This window comes from Salipiger sp. (genome assembly GCF_059781815.1).
Genome location: NZ_JBYNAH010000068.1, coordinates 1 through 21,919, shown reverse-complemented (window position 1 = coordinate 21,919; position 21,919 = coordinate 1). Strand labels below are relative to the sequence as shown.

General features: G+C 68.4%; 15 protein-coding genes. 10 read left to right on the top strand and 5 right to left on the bottom strand.

The genetic code is table 11. The features are described 5' to 3' along the window. Nucleotides 1–105: 105 nt before the first annotated feature. Genes AC6RA4_RS10130 through AC6RA4_RS10120 form a run of 3 tightly spaced genes read right to left on the bottom strand, consistent with a single transcriptional unit; the run spans nt 106 to nt 3,857 of the window. Nucleotides 106–1,641, bottom strand: coding sequence for a heme biosynthesis protein HemY (locus AC6RA4_RS10130; protein WP_500159939.1), 1,536 nt, complete (start codon nt 1,639–1,641; stop codon nt 106–108). 10 nt (nt 1,642–1,651) lie between these two features. Then, entirely contained in the window at nt 1,652–3,064 is a 1,413-nt protein-coding gene (locus tag AC6RA4_RS10125; protein ID WP_500159937.1) for a COG4223 family protein, read from the bottom strand. 46 nt (nt 3,065–3,110) lie between these two features. Further along, the gene (locus AC6RA4_RS10120) at nt 3,111–3,857 is read right to left on the bottom strand and encodes a uroporphyrinogen-III synthase (protein WP_500159935.1); all 747 of its coding nucleotides are present in this window, start codon (nt 3,855–3,857) and stop codon (nt 3,111–3,113) included. A gap of 72 nt (nt 3,858–3,929) precedes the next feature. Here AC6RA4_RS10120 and tsaD point away from each other — a divergent pair, with 72 nt between their 5' ends. The 6 genes from tsaD (at nt 3,930) to AC6RA4_RS10090 (ending at nt 8,411) form a co-directional block, all read left to right on the top strand. Further along, on the top strand, nt 3,930–5,009 hold the full coding sequence (tsaD, locus tag AC6RA4_RS10115) for a tRNA (adenosine(37)-N6)-threonylcarbamoyltransferase complex transferase subunit TsaD (protein ID WP_500159933.1): 1,080 nt from the start codon (nt 3,930–3,932) through the stop codon (nt 5,007–5,009). Next, on the top strand, nt 5,006–5,968 hold the full coding sequence (locus AC6RA4_RS10110) for an NAD(P)H-dependent glycerol-3-phosphate dehydrogenase (protein WP_500159931.1): 963 nt from the start codon (nt 5,006–5,008) through the stop codon (nt 5,966–5,968). Before tsaD ends, AC6RA4_RS10110 begins: the two co-directional genes overlap by 4 nt. A gap of 1 nt (nt 5,969) precedes the next feature. Continuing rightward, complete coding sequence (locus AC6RA4_RS10105) at nt 5,970–6,242, top strand: YciI family protein (protein ID WP_500159929.1); 273 nt, start codon at nt 5,970–5,972, stop codon at nt 6,240–6,242. Then, on the top strand, nt 6,239–6,658 hold the full coding sequence (locus AC6RA4_RS10100) for an EVE domain-containing protein (protein WP_500159927.1): 420 nt from the start codon (nt 6,239–6,241) through the stop codon (nt 6,656–6,658). Before AC6RA4_RS10105 ends, AC6RA4_RS10100 begins: the two co-directional genes overlap by 4 nt. Before the next feature lie 61 nt (nt 6,659–6,719). Next, on the top strand, nt 6,720–7,112 hold the full coding sequence (locus tag AC6RA4_RS10095) for a DUF1761 domain-containing protein (RefSeq protein WP_500159925.1): 393 nt from the start codon (nt 6,720–6,722) through the stop codon (nt 7,110–7,112). 384 nt (nt 7,113–7,496) lie between these two features. Beyond that, nucleotides 7,497–8,411, top strand: coding sequence for a hypothetical protein (locus tag AC6RA4_RS10090; protein ID WP_500159923.1), 915 nt, complete (start codon nt 7,497–7,499; stop codon nt 8,409–8,411). Between the two features lie 64 nt (nt 8,412–8,475). Here the strand turns inward: AC6RA4_RS10090 and AC6RA4_RS10085 are convergent, their stop codons facing one another. After that, nucleotides 8,476–10,044 carry a 2-isopropylmalate synthase gene (locus AC6RA4_RS10085; protein WP_500159922.1) on the bottom strand — a complete coding sequence of 523 codons (1,569 nt, stop codon included), beginning with the start codon at nt 10,042–10,044 and terminating at the stop codon, nt 8,476–8,478. A 337-nt stretch (nt 10,045–10,381) separates the two neighbouring features. Here AC6RA4_RS10085 and AC6RA4_RS10080 point away from each other — a divergent pair, with 337 nt between their 5' ends. Continuing rightward, nucleotides 10,382–13,354, top strand: a complete 2,973-nt coding sequence (locus tag AC6RA4_RS10080; protein WP_500159920.1) for a serine/threonine-protein kinase — start codon at nt 10,382–10,384, stop codon at nt 13,352–13,354. A gap of 27 nt (nt 13,355–13,381) precedes the next feature. Here AC6RA4_RS10080 and epsE read toward each other — a convergent pair whose 3' ends face one another. After that, nucleotides 13,382–14,596 (bottom strand): exopolysaccharide biosynthesis GT4 family glycosyltransferase EpsE, encoded by a 1,215-nt coding sequence (gene epsE / locus AC6RA4_RS10075; RefSeq protein ID WP_500159941.1) that lies wholly within the window; start codon nt 14,594–14,596, stop codon nt 13,382–13,384. A 242-nt stretch (nt 14,597–14,838) separates the two neighbouring features. Between epsE and AC6RA4_RS10070 the strand changes: the two genes are divergently transcribed. The 3 genes from AC6RA4_RS10070 to AC6RA4_RS10060 all read left to right on the top strand — a co-directional run. Further along, on the top strand, nt 14,839–15,696 hold the full coding sequence (locus tag AC6RA4_RS10070; RefSeq protein ID WP_500159918.1) for a glycosyltransferase family 2 protein: 858 nt from the start codon (nt 14,839–14,841) through the stop codon (nt 15,694–15,696). Then, the gene (locus AC6RA4_RS10065) at nt 15,693–17,057 is read left to right on the top strand and encodes an oligosaccharide flippase family protein (protein WP_500159916.1); all 1,365 of its coding nucleotides are present in this window, start codon (nt 15,693–15,695) and stop codon (nt 17,055–17,057) included. The genes AC6RA4_RS10070 and AC6RA4_RS10065 overlap by 4 nt, the downstream gene beginning before the upstream one ends. A gap of 192 nt (nt 17,058–17,249) precedes the next feature. Then, nucleotides 17,250–21,919 (top strand): type I polyketide synthase (locus AC6RA4_RS10060; RefSeq protein WP_500159914.1); only part of this gene is annotated, 4,670 nt, incomplete at its 3' end.

Below are 21,919 nucleotides of genomic sequence, written 5' to 3'. Positions count from 1 at the left end.
ACTCGAACCTACGACCCCATCATTACGAATGACGTGCTCTACCAGCTGAGCTACACCGGCACTGGTGGGCGGCCTCTTAGCATCGGGGCCGCCCGGGGGGAAGGGCTATTTTACGCCTTCCTTTTCAGGCTCGTCAGAGACTTCCTCGGCATCCTCGACGGTCGCTTCGGCGGCCGCCTTGGCCTCCTCGGTCGGCGGGTTGGGGGTGAGGATCTCGGGCGCGGCCTCGGCCTCCGCCTCGGCGGTCTCTGCCTCGGTCTTGTCGTCGAGCGCACCGACGATCAGCGGCAGCATCTCGGCGCCGGCCGGTGCGGCGTCGGATTGCGGCGGCGTGGTCCAGCTCAGCGTGTCGAAGCCACCGCAATTCTCGCAGATCGGCACCCATTCGCCGTGGATGTGGTGACAGCTGTCGCAGACCCATTGCGGACCGCGCGGGGCCACCAGCGCCTTGGCCAGCCAGCCACGCACCTCGGTCTCGGGCGCGCCCTCGCCGCGGGCGATGGCCGCCATGACGGTCAGGGTCCGGGCATCGGGCTCCTTGTCGACGAGATCGCCCATGGCGCGGCGCGCCTCGGGGAAGTCCTCGGCCGCGAGCGCCAGCTCGGCCCGCAGCAGGCGGGTCTCGCGATGGTCGGGGCGGATCGAGGTGATCGTCCGGAAGCGCTTCATGCGCTCCGCCGGGGTCTCGTCGGGGGCGATCTCGGCGAAGGCGGCGGCGAGGTCGGGATGCGGCTGCACGCTCCAGGTCTTCTTGAGGATGCGCATCGCCTTCTTCTGCTCACCACGCGCGATATAGGCGCGCGCCGCCATGCAGGCGCCGGGGATCAGGTCGGGCGAGCCCTTGGCCGAGGCGATGGCCGCCTCGCGGGCCTCGATCGGCTTGTCCTCGGCAAAGATGTCCTTGGCCTCCGACAGCGCCAGAACCGCGTCGCGGCGACGGTAAACGTCGCGCGGCAGCGCGCCGTGCTTGAGCTTGGCCGAAAGCGTCTGACGCGCACCGCGCCAGTCGTGCTTCTGGGCCTGCAGCTGCAGCAGCGTGTCCTGGATCTCGGGATGCTTGGGCTTGAGCGCAAAGGCGCGCTCCGCGAGCTTCAGCGCGGTGTCGGTGTCGCCCTTGGCGAGCTTCAGCTTCATCATGCCGCGGATGCCGACAAAACGGGTCTCGTCATCGGTGATGAGCTTCTTGTAGACCTCTTCCGCCTTGCGCGTGTCACCGGTCATCTCGGCGGCCTGAGCGGTCAGCAGGTTGGTGAGGCCGGGCTTGTGCAGGTAGCGGTCGGCCTTCTGGGCCTTTGCCATCGCCAGCTTGCCCTCGCCCGAACTGAGCGCAAGCAAACCCTCAGACAGCGCCTGGTAGCCCTTGCGCTCGCGGTTGCGGTCGAAATAGCGCGACAGCGCGGTGTCATCGCCGTTGATGAACTTGAGCACCGCGATGAGCAGCGAGACCAGCTTGAACACCACGTAGAGCAGCACCACCAGCACGATGACGGCGATCACCGATTGCAGCGGCCCGAGGTTGAACTCGTAGCCCCCGGCGGTGATCTGGATGCCGCCCTGGCTTTCCATCACGTAGCCGGCGCCAAGGGTCAGGGCCGCCACGACGGCGACGAAGAGAACGATCTTCAGAAGTGACCAAAGCATTGTGCGACCCTTATTCCTTGTTCAGTTCCTGAGCCAGACCGTCGGCGGCAGTCACCGCCGCGACCCGGGTCTGCGCCCGCGCCATCCAGTCCGACAGCGGTGCCTTGGCCTCGTCGGGCAGGGCCTCGAGCTCGGTCAGAGCCTGTTGCAGATCGCCACCGCGCAGCGCCGACTCGGCGCGCGAGAGGATCGCGTCCGGCGCATCGCCCGCGCGCGGCGTCACCGACCGGGCGCCGACCTGGTCGGCGAGGAAGGTGGCAAAGCGCTGGGTGCCGGTCTCGGCCTCGCTCTCGAGCCGGCGGGCCACCGACAGCGCCTCGCGGGCGGCCGGCGGATACTCCTCGGTCAGCGCGGCCAGCGTCGGGACGCCCTCGCCGGCGGCCGCTGCCATGCCCTGGGGCACGGTCACGCCGTTGGCTTCGATGGTGGTGACCTGCTCGGCATAAGGCTCGCCGGCGCCAAGCGCGGCGTAGACCTCGGAGAGCGCGGCGCGGGCCTTCGAGAGCGCGGCCTGTTCTTCGGCGTTCGATTCCGCCTCCAGCGCCTGCTGGGTCATTTCCTCAACCTCGAGCCGCTGCTGGGCGATGGCGTCGCGCAGAAGGTTCAGCTCGTTCTCGTAGGCGGCCATGGCCTCGGGCGAGACCGACTCTTCCACCGGGCGCTTCTCGAGCGCCTCGAGACGCCCGGCAAGCTCGCCGTAGGACCCGGAGGCGGCATCGATATCGGCGCGCAGCCCCTCGACCGCGCTTTCCAGCGAGGAGAGGTCGATGCCGTTGGCGGTGTCGGTCGCGGTCTTGACTTCGGCGGCCAGCGCGTCGATGCGCGCGGTCTGCTCGCCAAGCGCCGCGGTGGTGTCCTCGCGGAAGCTGTCGGGCTCGGCGGCGGTCTCGAAGGGCCAGCTGCCGGATTGGTAGGAGGAAGCGCCATAGCCCAGTGCCGCGGCGATCACGCCACCCAGCAGCATCGGGACGAAGCCGCCCTTGCGCTCGACCACCTTCTCCTGAACCACCGGCGCCGGGGTGGGCGTGACCGGTTCGGGTTCAGGCGTGGGTGCGGGCTCGGCCTCGGAGACGGTATCGCCCTCGGCGGTCTCTTGCTCGGCGGCCAGCATCTCGGCCTCGCCGATCGAATGGATCTGGTCGTCGCCCTCGAGCGTATCCTCGCCCTCGGCAACGCTGTCCTCGGCCTCGGTTTCGCTCGGGCTGTCGTCATCTCCGACGGTGTCGTCACCCTCGGCAGCCACCGTATCGGTGGCGTCGCTCTCGACGCTGTCGTCGCCATCCTCGTCAGAAGGGATCGCGGCATCGTCCTCTTCGGAAACGACCGCGTCCGGGGTTGTCTCCGGGGTCAGCTCGGTCTCGGGCGTCTTCGCCTCGTCCGTCTGGTCCTCGGTGCCATCCACTGGCTTTTTTTCGTCGGCCACGCTCCACCCTTTCAAATTCTTGCTTCGGCACGGTAATCGCGCCTGTCTAACCTTTCACAGACCCGCGAGCTTTCACAAGCGCCCCGAGGTCCGTCAGCAAACCAATCACGACCCGCCGCATCGCCTTGGCGTCGGGCTGTGCCAGAATCTCCAGTCGAGTCACATATAGCGCCTCCAGCGCCGCGGCCACATCCTTGCTCATCGCTGCGACGATAAGCGGCGCGCCGCCGCGGGCGCCACGGGCAAACTGGGCCGCGCTGCGCGGAGAGAAAAGCGGAACGATCACAGGGACATCGCCCTGAAGCGCCGCTTTCGCCCCGGCGCTCAATTCCTGTGCAGGCTGGTCGTAGATCACCGCCTCGGTCGCGCTGAGCCCCGCCCCGCGCAGTCGCTCTGCCACGGCGCCCCGGGCGTGGGTTCCGCGGAAATGCACCAGCGGGACCCCCGGTGCCTCATCGATGATCATTGCGACCAAAGCCGCAGCATCGCCGGCGGCGCTTTTTGGTGCGAATCCCGCCGCGCGGGCGGCTTCGGCGGTGGCATCGCCCACCGTAAAGCAGAGCGGCAGCACCGGCCCGCCCAGCGCCGCGTAGGCCCGGACGCCATTGGCCGAGGTGAAGATCGCGCCGCCAATGCCCGCGAGATCCGGCAGCGGTCCGGTCACCTCGATGCCGATCAGCGGGCTGATGATGGTCCGAAACCCGCTCAGACCCGCGTCCTCGAGCGCCGTCAGGAACTGCCGCGAGGCCGCCTCGGGGCGGGTCAGCAGCAGGATGGGCTCGGGCGGGGCCATGGGCGCTCCGGCATTGTGGGGCGGGTGAGCAGGTGGTAGCTGCAAGGGAACGACAATGCAACGGACGCGCCGATGCGAGAGCCGATCATCCTTGGGCTGGAAAGCAGCTGCGACGACACCGCCGCCGCGGTGCTGCGCGGGCGCGAGATCCTGTCCTCGGTGGTGATGGGCCAGACCGAGCTCCACGCGGCCTTCGGCGGCGTGGTGCCCGAGATCGCCGCCCGCGCCCATGCCGAGAAGCTCGATCTTGCGGTCGAGCAGGCGCTGGCCGAGGCCAAGCTGCCGCTCTCCGGCATTGACGCCATCGCGGTGACCGCGGGGCCGGGGCTGATCGGAGGCGTGCTCTCGGGCGTGATGCTGGCCAAGGGGCTGGCGGCGGGGCTCGGCAAGCCGCTGGTGGGGGTCAATCACCTCGCCGGCCACGCGCTGACGCCGCGGCTGACAGACGAGCTGGCCTATCCCTACCTGATGCTGCTGGTCTCCGGCGGGCATTGCCAGTTCCTGATCGTGCGCGGCCCGCAGGACTTCACCCGCCTCGGCGGCACCATCGACGACGCCCCGGGCGAGGCCTTCGACAAGACCGCGCGTCTGCTCGGACTGCTGCAGCCGGGCGGGCCGTCGGTCGAGAAAGCTGCGCAAGCGGCTGACGAGACCCGCTTCAGATTCCCCCGCCCGCTGCTCGACCGCGACGGCTGCGATCTGAGCTTCTCCGGCCTCAAGACGGCGCTCCTGCGGATGCGCGACAAGCTGGTCGAAGCCCAGGGCGGCTTGCACGAGGCCGACCGGGCCGATCTCTGTGCCGGCTTTCAGGCCGCCGTGCGCGACGTGCTGGCGGAAAAGACCCGCCGGGCGCTGGCGCTCTATCTCGCCGAAAGCCCCGCCGTGCCCGCCTTCGCCATCGCCGGCGGCGTGGCGGCCAATCAGGCCATTCGCGGCGCGCTCGAGACGCTTTGCGCCGAGCATGGCGTGACCTTCACAGCCCCGCCGCTCAGGCTCTGCACCGACAACGCCGCCATGATCGCCTATGCCGGCGGCGAGCTGCTGGCCAAGGGCGAGACCTCGGACATGGGGCTTTCCGCCCGCCCGCGCTGGCCGCTTGACCGCGAGGCCGCGCCGCTTCTGGGCTCGGGCAAGAAGGGGGCCAAGGCATGAGCATCGCGGTTCTCGGCGCCGGCGCCTTCGGCACCGCACTGGCCCTGAGCCTCGCCCGAGAAGGCCACGAGATCCGCATCTGGGCCCGCGACGCCGCCACCGTGGCGGCCATCAACAACGAACGCCGCGCCCCGCGCCTGCCCGCCATCCCGCTGCCCGAGGCGATCTCTGCCAGCACCGAGATCGAGGAGGTCGCGCAGGCCAAGACCCTGCTCCTCGCCGTGCCGATGCAGTCGCTGCACGACGTGCTCTCCCGGATCGAAAACCCGCTCGCCGGGCAGCGGCTTGTGGCCTGCTGCAAGGGCGTCGACCTGCACGAGCTCACCGGCCCCACCGGCGTCATCGCCCATGCCAAGCCGCAGGCGATCCCGGCGATCCTGACCGGCCCGAGCTTTGCCGACGACATCGCCCGCAACCTGCCCACCGCGCTGACGCTGGCCTGCCGCGACGATGCCGTGGGCGCGGCGCTGCAAAACCAGCTCTCCACCGGCGCGCTACGGCTCTATCGCACCACCGACACCAGCGGCGCCGAGCTGGGCGGGGCGCTGAAGAACGTCATTGCCATCGCCTGCGGTGCCTGTATCGGCGAGGGGCTCGGCGACAGCGCCCGCGCCGCGCTGATGACCCGCGGTTTCGCCGAGATGACCCGCCTTGCCGCGAAGCTCGGCGCCCGGCCTGAGACCCTCGCGGGCCTCTCGGGCCTCGGCGATCTGGCGCTGACCTGCACCTCCGAGCTGTCGCGCAACTACCGTTTCGGCCTGTCGCTCGGCAAACACGAGCGCTTCGACCCGAGCCTCACCGTGGAGGGCGTGAAGACCGCCGAGGCGGTGACCCGGCTCGCCATGAAGCTGAAGATCGAGCTGCCGATCTGTGCCATGGTGCACGAGGTCAGCCAGGGCGGCACCAGCATCGCCGAGGCCATCACCTATCTGCTCAACCGTCCACTGAAGGAAGAATGACATGCTGATCGCCCTTATCGCCAAGGACAAGAAAGGCGCGCTCCAGACCCGCAAGGACAACCGGGACGCCCATCTCGCCTATATCGACGCGACCGGGGCCGTGGCGCAGGCCGGGCCGCTGCTCGACGAGGCCGGGGAGATGGCCGGCAGCCTGGTTATCCTCGACGTCACCGACATGAGCGCGGCGCAGGACTGGGCGGCCAACGATCCCTACGCCAAGGCCGGGCTCTTCGAGAGCGTCGAGCTGGTGGCGTGGAAGAAGGTGATCGGGTGAAGTACTGGCTGTTCAAGTCCGAGCCCTCGACCTGGTCCTGGCAGGATCAGGTCGGCAAGGGCGATGCGGGCGAGGAATGGGACGGCGTGCGCAACTACCAGGCCCGCAACTTCATGCGCCAGATGGCCGTGGGCGACCGGGGCTTCTTCTACCATTCCCAGAAGGAGAAGGCCGTGGTCGGCACCGTCGAGGTGATCGCCGAGGCCCATCCCGACAGCAGCACCGACGATCCGCGCTGGGAGTGCGTCGACATCAAGGCGGTGCAGGCGGCCAAGACACCGGTGACGCTTGAGCAGATCAAGCAGGAGCCGGCGCTCTCGGAGATGGCGCTGGTGAAAAGCTCGCGCCTGTCGGTGCAGCCGGTGACCGAGGCCGAATGGCGGCTGGTCTGCGAGATGGCGGGGCTCGACCCCTGAGCTCTAGGCGGATCGCCTGGGCCCTGCCAGAGTGGCGGGGTAAGCAAGCGGGGGAATCGCCATGGGTCTGATCTCTGTCATCGTCGCGGCCGCCGCCGCATGGCTGTTCGGCGCCGGCTGTTACATGGCGCTGTCGAAGCCGTGGATCGAGGCCGCCGGGCTCGAGTGCGACGAGACTGGCCGACCCAAGGGCGGCAGCCCATTGCCCTTCGTGCTCTCGGCGCTGGCGATGCTGCTGGTGGCCGGCATGATGCGCCACATCTTCGCGATGGCCGGCATCGCGAGCCTGGGCGGCGGGCTGATGGCCGGGCTCGGCATCGGCCTGTTCTTCATTTCGCCTTGGATCATGATCAACAACGCTTACGCCATGCGCCCCTTCCGGCTGACGCTGATCGACGGCGGCTACGCCACATTCGGCTGCGCGGTGATCGGGCTGGTGCTGGCGCTGTTCTGAACTCCGCACGGGATGAGCCGATGCGGGGCCCGGACAGGCCGGGCCCCGCTCTCACCCCTTGGCTGCTCCCACGCAGCGCACGGTTCGATCTGAGTCCGGCCATTCTGGCCATCCCCTGTTATACGCCAGCTTCCCGTCTCCGCCAAAACGGAACTGACTAAAAGCCGCTGCAAACCGGGCCGGGCCGGCTGTGCCCCGGCTGCGGCGCAGGCGTTACCCAAGGACTAAAGTCTCAGAACGAATACCAGCCAAGTGCCTCACTATCGCCACTTTTGCGTGCCCGCGCCTGCCATGGCTCGGGCGCACCTTGCCTCCACGACGAGGAGCGTGGGCTGATTAAGGTGAGTGAGACCAGTGCTAGGGTATATTTTCGAGCGGCTTATCATGGCCGCACCTGACGGCGGTGCACAGATTGCGCCGGAACTCGAGGCCGGGCTGATTGTGGAACCCGACCTGTCGCCGATGGAAGAGCTGACCGAGCCGTTCGAGGAGCGGCTCGCGGCTGAGGCCAACGCCTCCTATGGCGACGAGCTTTACCATGGCAGACGCATGGGGGGGCTCTCGACGATGAAATTCGAGGGAGACGGCAGCGTGCGCGGGTTGCGCAACGCGGCGGTCAGCCTCGGCTATGTGGTGCCTCTGGAGGCAACCGACAGCCCCGCCGAGCCGGAGCCGGGCGGCACATTGGGGTCCGACTGGGGGAATGCGGTGCGGGGCGCGTCGGAGGTCTTTCATCTCGATCCCGCCGCAGAGCAATATTTCGGCCCGGGCGGGGTGGCTCAGCCGCTCTTCGCCCGTCCCGTGCCTGTCGCGCCGGACCCGAACCCTGAGGAGCGCGACGCCGCAGACCCGCAGGACCCGGGGGAGGCGCTAGGCGGGACGGACGAACCGTCCGAGCCGGCGTGGACCGAGGCACAGGGATCAACCGCCTATCCGGTTGGGGCGATTGCCGTTGAGACCTCTGCCGCCGGCGCGCCGCAATTCTACACGACGATGCTCGAGAGCAACCTCGTGACCGGGCCCGCGACCGCGCCCTCTTTGGCCGAGATCGCGCTGTTTCTGGAGGACGAGGACCCCGAAACCTTCGAGTTCGTGGCGCCCGAAGAGGTGACGCAGGCGGAAGGGGAGGTGACCGATCCGGCAGAGGATACGGCCATGGTCGAGCTTCTGATAGCCGAGGTGATGCGCGAGATCTACGACGAGAGCGAGGGCTTCACCTTCGGGCATGAACCGGCTGACGTCGATGAGGTGGCTCATGGCGGGATCGATCACATCGGACATCACTCCGATTTCGGCTAGTCAGGCCACCACCTGGAAGAAAAGCGCCCGCCCTATGGGGGCGGGCGTTTCTGCTTCGGAAAGGTCAGCCAACATCCTTGTAGCTGATTTCCTTCTGGTCGCTGCCGGTCTTGCCGCGGCGCACGTGAAGGCGGTTGAGCGCGTTCACATAGGCCTTGGCCGAGGCATAGACCGTATCGGTATCCGCCGACTGGCCGGTGGCGATCTTGCCATCTTCCTCGAGCCGGACCGAAACCGTGGCCTGCGCGTCGGTGCCCTCGGTCACCGCGTGCACCTGGTAGAGCTGCAGCCGGGCCTTGTTGGGATAGAGCGCGCGCACCGCCTTGAAGGTGGCGTCGACCGGGCCGTCGCCATGCTCGGTCGCCGACATCTCTTCGCCGCCGACCTCCATCTCGAGCGTCGCTTCCGCCGGGCCGCCGGTGCCGCAGACGACCTTGAGCGACACGATCTCGAGGTGATCGGCGCCTTCCGTGGTCATCGCCGCGGTCACGAGGGCGAGGATGTCCTCGTCGTAGACCTCCTTCTTGCGGTCGGCGAGATCCTTGAACCGGACGAAGATGTCCTTGAGCTGGTTGTCACCGACCTCGACGCCGAGATCCTTGAGCTTGGCGCGGAGCGCGGCGCGGCCCGAGTGCTTGCCGAGCGGCAGCGAGGTGCCGGCAAGGCCCACGTCCTCGGGGCGCATGATCTCGAAGGTTTCGGCGTTCTTGAGCATGCCGTCCTGGTGGATGCCGCTCTCATGCGCGAAGGCGTTCTTGCCGACGATGGCCTTGTTGAACTGCACCGGGAAGCCCGACACCGAGGAGACCCGGCGCGAGATATGCATGATCTTCTTGGTGTCGATATCGGTGTAGAACGGCATGATGTCGCCGCGGGTGCGAAGCGCCATCACGACTTCTTCAAGCGCGGTGTTGCCGGCACGCTCGCCAAGGCCGTTAATGGTGCACTCGATCTGGCGGGCACCGCCTTCGACCGCGGCCAGCGCATTCGCCGTCGCCATGCCGAGATCGTTGTGGCAGTGGGTTGCGAAGATTACCTCGTCGGCGCCGGGCACGGTCTCGATCAGGCGCTTGATGAGATCGGCGGATTCGCGCGGCGCGGTGTAGCCCACGGTGTCGGGGATGTTGATCGTGGTGGCGCCGGCCTTGATGGCGATCTCGATCACCCGGCAGAGATAGTCCCACTCGGTCCGCGTCGCGTCCATCGGCGACCATTGCACGTTGTCGCAGAGGTTGCGGGCGTGGGTCACCGTCTCGTGGATGCGATCGGCCATCTCGTCCATGGTGAGGTTGGGGATGGCGCGGTGCAGCGGCGAGGTGCCGATGAAAGTGTGGATACGCGGGCGCGGGGCGCGCTTCACAGCCTCCCAGCAGCGGTCGATATCCGGAAGCTGGGCCCGGGCGAGGCCGCAGATCACCGTCTCCTTGCTGCGCTCGGCGATGTCGGAGACCGCCTTGAAGTCGCCCTCGGAGGCGATCGGGAAGCCGGCTTCGATGATGTCGACGCCCATATCCTCGAGCAGCTCGGCGATCTCGAGCTTTTCGTCATGGGTCATGGTGGCGCCGGGCGATTGCTCACCGTCGCGGAGCGTCGTGTCGAAAATGTACACGCGGTCTTTGGTCTGATCGGTCATGTCACTGAATCTCTTTATGGTCTTCGTCCTGGTGTCTCGCCGGCGCGAAACGATGCCTCCTCTGAGCGGTCGCGCCGGAAGACTGCGCGCTCAGAGGCGGATTAGGAGAAGACGCAGGCCAAGCGCAAGCGCCGCGCCGGGGGCGCGGGAGATTGCAGCGATATGGCCGGTGGTCATCATGCGGCGGACTATACGCTCAATCCTTCAAATGAAAACCCGCAAAATGGCTGGATTGTTGCGCTCTTCGATGCGCGCGGGGCGGCGAGCGGACACAGCCCTTGAGCGCGGTGCCAAGCCCGCCATATTGATGGGAACAGCCGAAATCAGGGAGGCCTCCGTGATCCGACGTATCATCCACGCCGCGTGCCTCGCGCTGCTCACGCCGCTCGCCGCGCTGGCGCAGGAGCGGGACGCCGCCAAGGTCTATGTGTTCGGCAACAGCCTCGTGCATCATCTTGGCGAGGAGGCGCATTCCAACGTGCCGCACTGGATGGGCGAGCTGGTTCGCGCCGACGGGCGGTCGCTCGCGCTGGACGGGCAATGGGGGTTCCTGCGCGATTTTGCCTCGAACCTGCCGCCGCGCCCGAACTGGACGATCCCCGGGGTCACCGGCAACTGGGATTCCGGGCGTGGGTCCTTCGGAAATGCCGGCTTCGACGCGATCTGGATCACCCCGGCGAATTTCATCCAGTACCAGGCGCCGGATGCGCCCTACGATTACGACAATGCCGCGGGCGAGAGCCCGCTGGGAGCGATCCTGACCATCGTCGACTGGATGCAGAGCCGGACCTCCGGCATGCCGGTGTATCTCTACGAGGGCTGGGCCGAAATGAACGCCGTGTCGCGCAGCTACCCGCCCTCGGCCCGCGCCGCGCGGCGCTATCAGGCGATGAATCAGGCCGAGTACCACGACTGGTACGAGACCCTTCTTGCCGACCTGCGCTCGGAGCGACCCGGGGCCGATATCCGGCTGATCCCGGTGGCGCGCATCCTCGCGGTGCTGCTCGGCGAAGGCGGCCCGCTCGAGGAGGTGCCCGCCGAGGCGCTGTATGTCGATCTCGACCCGCATGGCACGCCGAGCCTCTATTTCCTCGCCGCGATGATCACCTATGCGGCGACCTATCAGGCGCCGCCGCCCGCCGGCTACAGGCCGCCGTCGAGCCTGCACCCGGCGATCGTCGCGGCCTACCCGCAGCTGGCGGCGCTGGTGTGGCAGGAGGTCTCGGCCTCCGGCGTGTTCGAAAGCGCCGCGCTCGCGCCGCGACTGCCCGCCAAGCGCATCGTCGTGACGAGGTCGGAGCCTGCCGCCGCATCAGAGCCGCTGCCGCAGCGCGGCCAGGTGGCACTGCCCGAGCCCGGCGCCCGGCCGCAGGGCGCTCCGGCGCTGGCGATGGGGCTGAACGGCATCGCCGACTGGTCGACGCAGGCGCCGTTTCTCGACCACATGAAGACCGCCCGGCAATGGGTCGGCCATCTGCCCGGGCAATGGGGCGGGGTCGAATCCGAGGAGCTGCGCGCCGAAGGAGCGCTCGACGAGGACGGCTGGCCGGTTCGCATTCCCGAGCGGGTCGAGCGGCTCGAGGCCCTGTTGCTCACCGACATTTCCCCCGACGCCGAGTCCCTGATCGGCACCTACCGCGTGTTCTGGGAGGGTAAGGGCACGCTCGACATCACCGGCCGCGCCAGCCGGGTGTGGCTCGGCGAGGGCGAGGGTCAGTTCTGGTACAGCCCGGGCGAGGGCTCGGTCGGGGTTTCGATCAGCGCCACCGATCCCGAGGATCCGATCCGCAATGTCCGCATCGTGCGCGAGGATCAGCTGGCGCTCTACGAGGCTGGCGCGCTGTTCAATCCGCGCTGGCTCGAGCGCATCGGCGATCTGCGCAGCCTGCGCTTCATGGACTGGATGCAGACCAACGGCTCGCCGGTGCAAAGCTGGGACGACCGCCCCCGGATGAGCGATTACACCTGGAGCGCCTGGGGCGTGCCCGCAGAGGTGATGATCCGGCTCGCCAACCAGGTCGGGGCCGACCCGTGGTTCAACGTGCCGCACATGGCCGATGACGCCTATGTGCGCCAGTTCGCCGAGCTGGTGAAGGCGCGGCTCGACCCCGGTCTCAAGGCCTATGTCGAGTATTCCAACGAGGTTTGGAACCACATCTTCGAGCAGGCGCATTGGGCCGAGGCGCAGGCGGATGCGCTCTGGGGCCGCTCCGAGGCCGGCTGGATGCAGTATTACGGCCTGCGCTCGGCGCAGGTCATGCAGATCTGGACCGATGTCTACGGCGACGAGACCGAAGACCGGCTCGTGCGGGTGGTCTCGACCCACACCGGCTGGCCGGGTCTCGAGGAAAACGTCCTGCTGGCGCCGCTGGCCTACCTGCAGCTCGGGCACCCGCCGCAGGACCTGTTCGACGCCTACGCGGTGGCGGGGTATTTCGGCTACGAGATGGGCGGCGAGGAGATGGCGCCGCAGCTCGACGACTGGCTGGCGCGCTCCGAGGCGGCGGCGGTCGCGGCGGGCGAGGCCGAAGGGCTGCGCCGCGTGGCGTTGCGCGAATATGTCAGGCAGCACCGCTTCGACGCCGCCGTGGCGCCGGTCGCCCTGGCGCTGCTCGAAGGGTCGCTGAAGGAGCTGATCGAAGAAATCTTCCCCTACCACGCCAGTGTCGCCGAGACTGCCGGGCTGCGGCTGGTGATGTACGAAGGCGGCACCCATGTCACGCCGCAGATGGTGCGGGTCAACGACCGGACGCTGGCCGAGTTCTTTGCCTATTTCAACTACACCCCCGAGATGGCCAAGCTCTACGAGGAGCTGCTGACCGGCTGGGTCGCCAACGGCGGCACGCTGTTCAACGCCTTCGTCGATGTCGCGGCGGCCTCGCAATGGGGCAGCTGGGGGGCGCTGCGCCATCTCGACGACGACAACCCGCGCTGGGACATGCTGATGAGCTACAACGCCACCGCGCCGTCCGGCTGGGAGGCGCGTGCGCCGAACGCCTTCGACGACGGCTTGCTGCTGGAGGGCGGCGCAGGGGGAGACACGCTCGAGGGCAGTGCGAAGCCCGACATCCTGCTCGGCGGGGCGGGCGACGACATCCTGATCGGCGGTGGCGGAGACGACATGCTGCACGGGGGCGAGGGCCGGGATCTGGCGGTGCTGCCCGGCGCGCAGGCCGAGTACGGCTTCTCGCGCGAGCAGGGACGGCTGGTGGCCAGCGGACCGCGGGGCATCGTGCGCATGGTCGAGGTCGAGGCTCTGCGCTTCGCCGCGGCGGCAGTGGCGGTCGAGGTGCCGACCGCCGGTCTCTGAGACCGCGCCCGCTGAAGCGGGTTGCGCTCAGGTCTCTTTGTCAGCCACGTCGCGGGTTGCGAGGATTTCCGAAACCAGCGTCTCGGCGCCAAGGCGGGCGCGGAAATGCGCCTCCACATGGGCGCGCCCGGCGGCGCTGAAGCGCAGCGCGCTGTCAGGGTTCTGCGCCAGTTCGCGGATCGCCCGGGCCAGCGCCGTCGGCTCCTTCGGCGCCACCAGCTTGCCGGTGCTGCCATCGTCGATCAGCTCGCGCACGCCGCCGGCATCGGTGCCGATCACCGGCACGCCGCAGGCCATTGCCTCCATATAGGCCACGCCCAGCGGTTCGTGCCACGAAGCCAGCACGAAGGCATGCGCCTCGAGCAGCTTCTCCTTCACCGCGCCGGCGTCGATCGCGCCCAGCAGCTTGACGTGGTCCTGCAGCCGCAGCTTGCGCAGATGCGCCTCGAGATCCTTGCGGAAGCCCTCGCCCCCGGCATCGTCCTCGCCGGCGATCTCGAGCCGCACGTCGACCCCCTGGTCGAGCAGCTGGCGCACCGCCGACATCAGGTCCTGATGCCCCTTCGCCACGGTCAGGCGTCCGCAGGAGAACAGTCGGATCGGCCGGCCCTTCTCGGGCGGCTGGTAGGGCGTTTCGCGCTTGAGCACCTCGGTATCCACCCCCATCGGGCGCACCGTCAGGCGCTCGGGCAGATCCTCGGGCAGGGCCGCCTGCAGCTCGTGCAGAAGCTTGTGGGTGATGACCGTCGCAAAGGCCGCGCCCCGCCACTTGACGCGCTGGCCGGGGCCATAGGCCGACAGCGGTCCGTGCAGGGTGAGCGAATAGGTCGGCCCGCCAAGCTGACGCGACAGCGCCGCGCTCAGCGCGGCGCGATCGCAGGAATGCACATGCACGTGGTCGAGCCGGGCCTTCTCCGCATGGGCCTTCAGCATCTGAGCCGCCGACAGCGTCGCCGCCACGTCGCGGGCGAAGCCGGGGCCTTCCTTCAGGATCGCCTTGGCAAGCCCGCGCGGCAGCAGCCCGGTCAGGGCCCGCAGCAGGCGCACCGGTTCGATCTGGCCAAGATAGGTGGTGCGGGCGATGGCGTCTTCCGACCAGTCATGCGCGATCAGCCCCGACGGCGGCATGCGCGTGGAGAGCAGGTCGACCTTGTGACCCATCGATTCCAGCGCCTGAACCTCGCGCCAGAAGGAAATATGAGTTTGGCCCGGAAACTGGGGTACCAGGTATCCGATCCGCAATCTCTGCGACACGCATCCCCCGCTGTCAGCTCGTCCCGGGCAATGTGACCGGGATCGCAGCCGGTTTCCACACCGCCCTGCGGATTTCAAAAGATGCCGTGGCACCGTGTTCGCTGCGCATCACGCGGTTCTTATCAATTTGATTATATTTTGAGGTGACTTCTCTTTTTTGCCACATTTTGCTGGCACGGGAGGATGCGTGAAGCGCATATGGCGCGCGTGTGTGGCTGTTTGGTATGAAAATGACGGGATCTACCGAGACTCCCGGGACGCCAGCCGTTTCGGTCATCTTACCGGCAAGCAACGAGGCTGCGCTGATCGGCGGTTGCCTTGATGCGCTGTGCGCCTCGGACTGGACCGAAGCGGCCCCGGTCGAGATTCTGGTGATCGCCAACGGCTGCCACGACGACACCGCCGCCCGCGCCCAAGCCAAGGCACCGGCTTTTTCGGAGCGCGGCTGGAGCCTGCAGGTGATCGAGCGAGATGAGGGCGGCAAGCTCGGGGCGCTCAATGCCGGCGATGCCGCCGCGACAGGCGATGTGCGGGTCTACCTCGATGCCGATGTCACCGTGGCGCCGGATCTGCTGCACCAGCTTTACCAGACGCTGTCCTGTCCGGAGCCGCGTTATGCCAGCGGCACGGTCAATATCACCGCGCAAAGCGCCGTGTCGCGCGCCTATGCCCGGATCTGGCGGAAGGTGCCCTTCATGGCGCATTGCGTGCCGGGCTGCGGGGTCTTCGCGGTCAACGCCGCCGGCCGGGCGCGCTGGGGCGGCTTCCCGGACATCATCTCGGATGACACCTTCGTGCGACTGAGCTTTACTCCCGAAGAGCGCATCGGCGTGCCGGCGCGCTACGACTGGCCGATCGCCGAAGGCTTTGACCGGCTGGTGCGGGTGCGGCGGCGGCAGGATGCCGGCGTGGCCGAGATCGAGGCCCGCTACCCCGAGCTTGTCGCCAATGACGACAAGCCCGCCTTTCCGGCCTCGGAAAAGCTCGGCCTCGCGCTGCGCGATCCGCTGGGTTTTGCGGTCTATACCGGTGTCGCGCTCGCGGTCCGCCTGCGCCCCGCCTCCGGCGACTGGAGCCGCGGCCGATGAGTGCGGCACTGCTGTCCCGCTTCCGCGGCGCCTCGCTCGGCGCGCGTGTGATGCGCTCTTCGCTGCTGACCGTCGGCGGCTTCGGCTTCAGCCAGGGCCTGCGTCTGGCCTCGAACCTGATCCTGACGCGACTGCTCTTCCCCGAGGCCTTTGGCCTGATGGCGCTGGTCACGGTCTTCATGATGGGGTTGCAGCAATTCTCCGATGTCGGCGTGACCCCGGCGATCCTGCAGAGCAAGCGCGGCGACGAGCGCGATTTCCTCGACACCGCCTGGACCATCCAGGTGCTGCGCGGGGCGGGGCTGTTCCTCGTCGGCTGCGGCCTCGCATGGCCGGCAGCGGCGTTCTACGACGAGCCGCAGCTTCTCACCATCCTGCCGGTGGCGAGTTTCGGGCTGTTCATCCTCGGCTTCAAGCCGACGCGGATGGACAGCGCCAACCGGCACCTCAATCTCGGTCGGGTGACGGCGCTGGACTTCATCACCAAGATCGTCGGCGTCGTGTCGGCGGTTGTGCTGACGTGGATGATGGGGACGGTCTGGGCGCTGGTGCTCAGCGGTCTGCTCACGTCGCTCGCCGAAGTCGTCATCAACTGGCTGTTCCTGCCCGGTGACAGCAACCGCTTCCGCTGGGAAAAGACGGCGGTGCACGAGCTGATCAGCTTCGGCAAATGGATCTTCCTGTCGACGATCTGCGGGTTCTTCTTCAATCAGAGCGACAAGATCCTGATGGGGAAATACCTGAGCCTCGACCTGCTCGGGATCTACAATATCGGCTACTTCCTCGCCGCCTTCCCGATGATGCTCGGCGGGATGCTGACCTGGCGCATCCTGATCCCGATCTACCGCGAGACCCCGCCCAGGGAGAGCCGCGCGAATTTCCTGCGGCTGCGCAAGATGCGTTTCGTGGTGACCGCGGCGCTGCTCGTGCTGGTCGGCATCTTCGCCGCGATCGGGCACTGGCTTGTCGATCTGCTTTACGACCCGCGCTACTACGCCGCCGGTGCGGTGACGGTGATCGTGGCCTGCGTGCAGATGCCGCAGATCATCGTGCAGACCTACGATCAGGCCGCTTTGGCCGCCGGCGACAGCCGGACCTTCTTTGTCCTTGCGCTGGCAAGGGCGCTGCTGATGGTGGGCTGTATCCTCGTCGGGCTAGAGCTGGCGGGCCTGCTTGGCGCTTTGCTTGGAATCGGCGCCGCCTATGTGCTGGCTTATCCGGTGGTGGTCTGGCTGGCGCGGCGCATGGGGGCCTGGGATCCGCTGCACGATGCGCTGTTTGCGCTGGTCGCGCTGCTGCTCGCGGCGATGGCCGTGGCGATCAACTGGAGCGAAATAGTAGCCTTGTCGCGACTCGGCTGATAGATTTCTGTTCCTCTACATTTGAAACGGTTTGGTCGATTTGGCTCAAATCCGTTTCGCGTCCGCCGACAATAGGGGGCGATTTGTTGAATTGAGGCGACGGGGCTGAGGAGGTCCCTCGGTGGTGCCCAATTTTCTCCTAATTTTTCCTTTACGCTTTTTGTTGCGTAGCGCGTTACAAGGTATCGGTTCATGAGCACAGCACTGCCGCTGCAAAGCAGCGAGACTGACATCGCCATCGTCGGCATGGCGGCGCATCTACCCGGGGCCGACAGCATCCTCGCCTATTGGGACAACCTGCGCGCCGGTCGCTCGTCGATCCGTCGCCTGACCGAGGAAGAGCTGCGCGAGGCGGGAGAGGATCCCGGCCTGATGCGGCACAAGGATTACGTTCCCTTCGCCGCGCCGCTTGCCGATTTCGAGATGTTCGATGCCGAGTTCTTCGGGTTCTCCCCGAAGGAGGCCGCGATCATGGACCCGCAGCACCGCCAGTTCCTCGAGACCGCGTGGGAGGCGCTGGAAAACGCCGGCCACGTGCCCGACAGTTTCGACGGTCAGGTCGGGGTCTTTGCTGGCTGCGGAATGGGCTCGTATTTCTATTTCAATGTCTGCTCGAACCCTGAGCTGGTTGAAAACACCGGCATGTTCCTGCTGCGCCATACCGGCAACGACAAGGATTTCATGACCACCCGTCTGAGCCACGTGCTCGACCTGCACGGGCCGTCGATCAACCTGCAGACCGCCTGCTCGACCTCGCTGGTCGCCACCCATTACGCCGCGCAGGCGCTGCTGAACGGCGAATGCGACATGGCGCTGGCCGGGGGCGTGACCATCGAGCTGCCGCAGAACCGCGGCTATCTCTACAAGGAAAACGAGATCCTCTCGCCCGACGGCGAATGCCACGCCTTCGACCACCGGGCGCAAGGCACGGTGTTCGGCTCTGGCGCGGGCGTCGTGGTGCTGCGCCGGCTCGCTGACGCCATCGCCGATGGCGACCACATCTGGGCCGTCATCAAGGGCACCGCGGTGAACAACGATGGTGCCCAGAAAGCCGGCTACCTCGCCCCGTCCGTCGACGGGCAGGCGCAGGCGGTGGCCGAGGCGCAGGCGGTGGCGGGCATCACCTCGGACACGGTGGATTACGTCGAGTGCCACGGCACCGGCACCTATCTCGGCGATCCCATCGAGGTCGCCGCCATGACGCAGGCCTTCCGCGAGACCTCTGACGCGGTGGGGCACTGCCGCATCGGCTCGGTGAAGACCAATATCGGCCATCTCGACACCGCCGCCGGCGTGGCGAGCCTGATCAAGACCTCGATGGCGCTGCACGAAGCCGAGATGCCGCCATCGCTGGGCTTTGAGGCACCGAACCCGGCGATCGATTTCGACAGCTCCCCCTTCGTGGTCAACGATACGCTGACGCCTTGGCCGCAGACCGGCCATCCGCGCCGCGCCGGGGTCAACTCGCTGGGCGTCGGCGGTACCAACGCCCACGCGGTGCTCGAAGAGGCGCCCGCGCGCGCGCCCTCGGAAGACAGCGACTGGCCGTTCCAGATCCTGACGCTTTCTGCCCGCAGCAAGGCTGCGCTGGACGACGGCGCGAAGCGCCTCGCGGCGCATCTGCGCGCCCATCCCGAGCAGCCGCTCGCCGACATCGCCTGGACGCTGCAGCAGGGCCGCCGCGCCTTCGAGAAGCGCCGCATCGTGGTGGCCGAAAGCCACGAGGAGGCCGCACGCCTGCTCGAGGAAGACTCTCCGCGCCGGGTGCATTCGCACAGCGCCCTCGACCTGCCCGAGATCGTCTTCATGTTCCCCGGCGGCGGGGCGCAATATGCCGGCATGGCCCGCGATCTCTACGAGACCGAGCCGGTCTTCGCCGAATGGATGGATCGCGGCCTCGACACGCTGGCCGAGCTCTCCGACGCCGACATCCGGGCGCTGTGGCTGCCCGCCGAGGAGGACCGGCACCGGGCCGACGAGGCGCTGACCCGGCCGTCCCTGCAACTGCCGCTGATCATGATCACCGAATACGCACTGGCCCAGCTCTGGATGAGCTGGGGGGTGATGCCGGTGGCGCTGGCCGGCCACTCGATGGGCGAGAACACCGCCGCCTGCCTGGCCGGCGTGATGAGCCTCGAGGATTGCATCGGCCTCGTGCACCTGCGCGGGCGCCTGTTCGACACCGTGCCTTCGGGCGGCATGCTGTCGGTCAACCTCTCCGCCGATGCGCTGCTGCCGCTGCTCGGCGACGATCTCGATCTCGGCGCGGTCAACGCCCCCGAGCTCTCGGTCGCCTCCGGGCCCCAATCTGCGCTCGACGCGCTCGAGGCGCGGCTGCGCGCCGACGGCATCGATTGCCAGCGCATCCCCATCGACATCGCCGCGCACAGCCGCATGCTTGCGCCGATCCTCGACGATTTCCGCGCCTACCTGCGCTCCATCGACCTCTTCGCGCCGCAGATTTTGCTGACCTCGAACCGCACTGGTCAGCTCATGACCGACGAGCAGGCGACCTCGCCCGAGTACTGGGTCGAGCACCTGCGCGGCACCGTACAGTTTGCCGACTGCATCGGCACGCTCTCCGATCCCAACCGCATTTATCTCGAGGTCGGCCCCGGCAAGGCGCTCTCGGCGCTGGCCCGCCAGCATGCCGACGTCGCCGGGCAGGCGGTGCTGTCCTCGCTGCGCCACCGCGACGACGCCATCTCCGACGACAAGCACATGTTCGAGGTGCTGGGCCGGCTCTGGGCGCTGGGCGCCAGCTTCGACTGGGAGCAGGTCTGGGGCGAGGCGCGGCGCAACCGCGTGGTGCTGCCGTCCTACGCCTTCCAGCGCGCGCCCTATTTCATCGCGCCGGGCAAGGCGCAGTCCGACGCCGCACCGCAATTCCTGATGCGCAGCGACGATGTCGCAAGCTGGGGCTGGAAGCCGGTCTGGCGACTGCGGGCCGCCGCCGTCGAGGTCGATGTCGAAGCCGGTCTTGCGGATGCCGATCCGCAGAGCTGGCTGGTGTTCATGGACGAGGCCGGGCTCGCCGCCCGCGCCGTCGAAAAGCTCCGCACCGCCGGTCACACGGCGATCGAGATCCGCCCCGGCGACGCCTTCACCCGCATCGATGACACCGCCTACATCCTGCCGCCCGAGCGCGGCCGCGAGGGCTATGACCTGCTGCTGCAGGATCTCGCCCTGCGTGGTCACGTGCCGACCCGGATTGCGCATTTCTGGCTGGTCACCGAGGGCGAGGGCCACCGCCCCGGCTCGAGCTTCTTCCACCGCCTGCAGGAGCAGGGCTTCTACGCGCTGCTCTTCCTGGCGCAGGCCATCGCCGAGGAAAATCTGCCGCGCCCGCTGCACCTGACCGTGGTCACCAACGGCGCCGCCCGGGTCCGCGACGAGGCGCTGCCCCATCCCGCCAAGACTACCGTCGCCGGCCCGGCGCGGGTGATCCCGCGCGAGCTGCCGGGCGTCACCGTCTCGACCCTCGACCTCGCACTGCCGCCGCGCCCCGAGGCCGGGCTCTTCGCGCGGGCCAAGGCCGAGGCGCGGCGCGAGCAAGCGCTCGAGGCGCTGGGGCTTCAGGTGCTCGAAGAGCTGCTCTCCGAGCCCGCCAACGCCCTTGCCGCCCTGCGCGGCGCCAAGCGCTTCGAATGCGCGATGAAGCCGGTCGAGCTGCCCGAGGCCGCCCCGGTGGCGCGCGAGGGCGGCACCTACCTTCTGGCCGGCGGCTTCGGCGGCATCGGCCTGACGCTGGCGCAGGATTTCGCCGCGCGCGGCGCCAATCTCGTGCTCATCGCCCGCCGGGCGCTGCCCGAGCGCGGCGCGTGGCCCGACTATCTCGCCCGCCACGCCCCGCAGGACGGGCTTGCGCGGCGCATCCGCGCCGTGCTGGCGCTGGAAGAGGCCGGGGCGCAGGTGATGGTCGCCGCCGCCGATGTCTGCAACCCGGGCCAGATGCGCGCCGTCCGCGAGGAGGCCGAGGCCCGCTTCGGCCCGATCACCGGCGTGATCCATGGCGCCGGTGTTATCGACGACGCGCCGCTGCTCACCAAGTCGCCCGCCAGCGTCGAGGACGTCTTCACGCCGAAGATCCACGGCACGCAGGTGCTGGGCGAGGTCTTCCCCGATGGCAGCGTCGAGTGGATGGTGCTGTTCTCGTCTTCCTCGACCGTCACCGCCCCGGCGGGGCAGGTCGATTACGTCGCCGCCAACGAGTATCTCAACGCCTTCGCGCAGGCGCGGTCTGGCGGCAAGACGCGGGTTCTGGCGATCAACTGGGGCATCTGGAACGAGGTCGGCATGGCCGCCGAGGCCGTGGCCGCGCGCCGTGGCGAGGTGCCGCCGGCGCCGGTCGAGCCCGCCGGCGTGCCGATGCTCGACGACAAGAGCTTCGACGCGCAGGGCAACCGGCTCTTCACCGCGCGCTACTCCACCGACGACTGGTTCATCGACGAGCACCGCACCCGCGCCGGCGACGCGCTGCTGCCGGGCACAGGCTATCTGACGCTCGCCGCCGAGGCGCTGCGCGCCCAGCACGAAACCGGCGGGTTCGAGATCCGCGATCTCACCTTCCTGCGTCCGCTGCGCGTCGCCGAGGGCGGCGCGCGCGACATGCGCCTGCGGCTCTCGCGCCGCGACGAGGGCTACGGGTTCGAGGTGCTGGCCGATGCCACGCTGGCCGGCAAGCGCGGCCACGCGCTGACCGCACAGGCCACGCTGGCGCTGCTGCCGATGCGCCGCCCCGAGCCGCTTGATCTTGCCGCGATCCGCGCCCGCTGTGGGAAGCCCGTGGTGGCGGCGGACGGGGGGCCGCTGGCCACCCCCCACCAGGATCAGCTCGCCGACCGCCCCCCCCCGCCCCGGCG

What these genes read in the sequence shown, in the direction of transcription:
- AC6RA4_RS10065 (WP_500159916.1), top strand. Translation starts at nt 15,693, where the DNA reads ATGAGTGCGGCACTGCTGTCCCGCTTCCGCGGCGCCTCGCTCGGCGCG.
- AC6RA4_RS10120 (WP_500159935.1), bottom strand. Translation starts at nt 3,857, where the DNA reads ATGGCCCCGCCCGAGCCCATCCTGCTGCTGACCCGCCCCGAGGCGGCC.
- AC6RA4_RS10085 (WP_500159922.1), bottom strand. Translation starts at nt 10,044, where the DNA reads ATGACCGATCAGACCAAAGACCGCGTGTACATTTTCGACACGACGCTC.
- tsaD (WP_500159933.1), top strand. Translation starts at nt 3,930, where the DNA reads ATGCGAGAGCCGATCATCCTTGGGCTGGAAAGCAGCTGCGACGACACC.
- AC6RA4_RS10110 (WP_500159931.1), top strand. Translation starts at nt 5,006, where the DNA reads ATGAGCATCGCGGTTCTCGGCGCCGGCGCCTTCGGCACCGCACTGGCC.
- AC6RA4_RS10130 (WP_500159939.1), bottom strand. Translation starts at nt 1,641, where the DNA reads ATGCTTTGGTCACTTCTGAAGATCGTTCTCTTCGTCGCCGTCGTGGCG.
- AC6RA4_RS10090 (WP_500159923.1), top strand. Translation starts at nt 7,497, where the DNA reads ATGGCCGCACCTGACGGCGGTGCACAGATTGCGCCGGAACTCGAGGCC.
- AC6RA4_RS10105 (WP_500159929.1), top strand. Translation starts at nt 5,970, where the DNA reads ATGCTGATCGCCCTTATCGCCAAGGACAAGAAAGGCGCGCTCCAGACC.
- AC6RA4_RS10095 (WP_500159925.1), top strand. Translation starts at nt 6,720, where the DNA reads ATGGGTCTGATCTCTGTCATCGTCGCGGCCGCCGCCGCATGGCTGTTC.
- AC6RA4_RS10070 (WP_500159918.1), top strand. Translation starts at nt 14,839, where the DNA reads ATGACGGGATCTACCGAGACTCCCGGGACGCCAGCCGTTTCGGTCATC.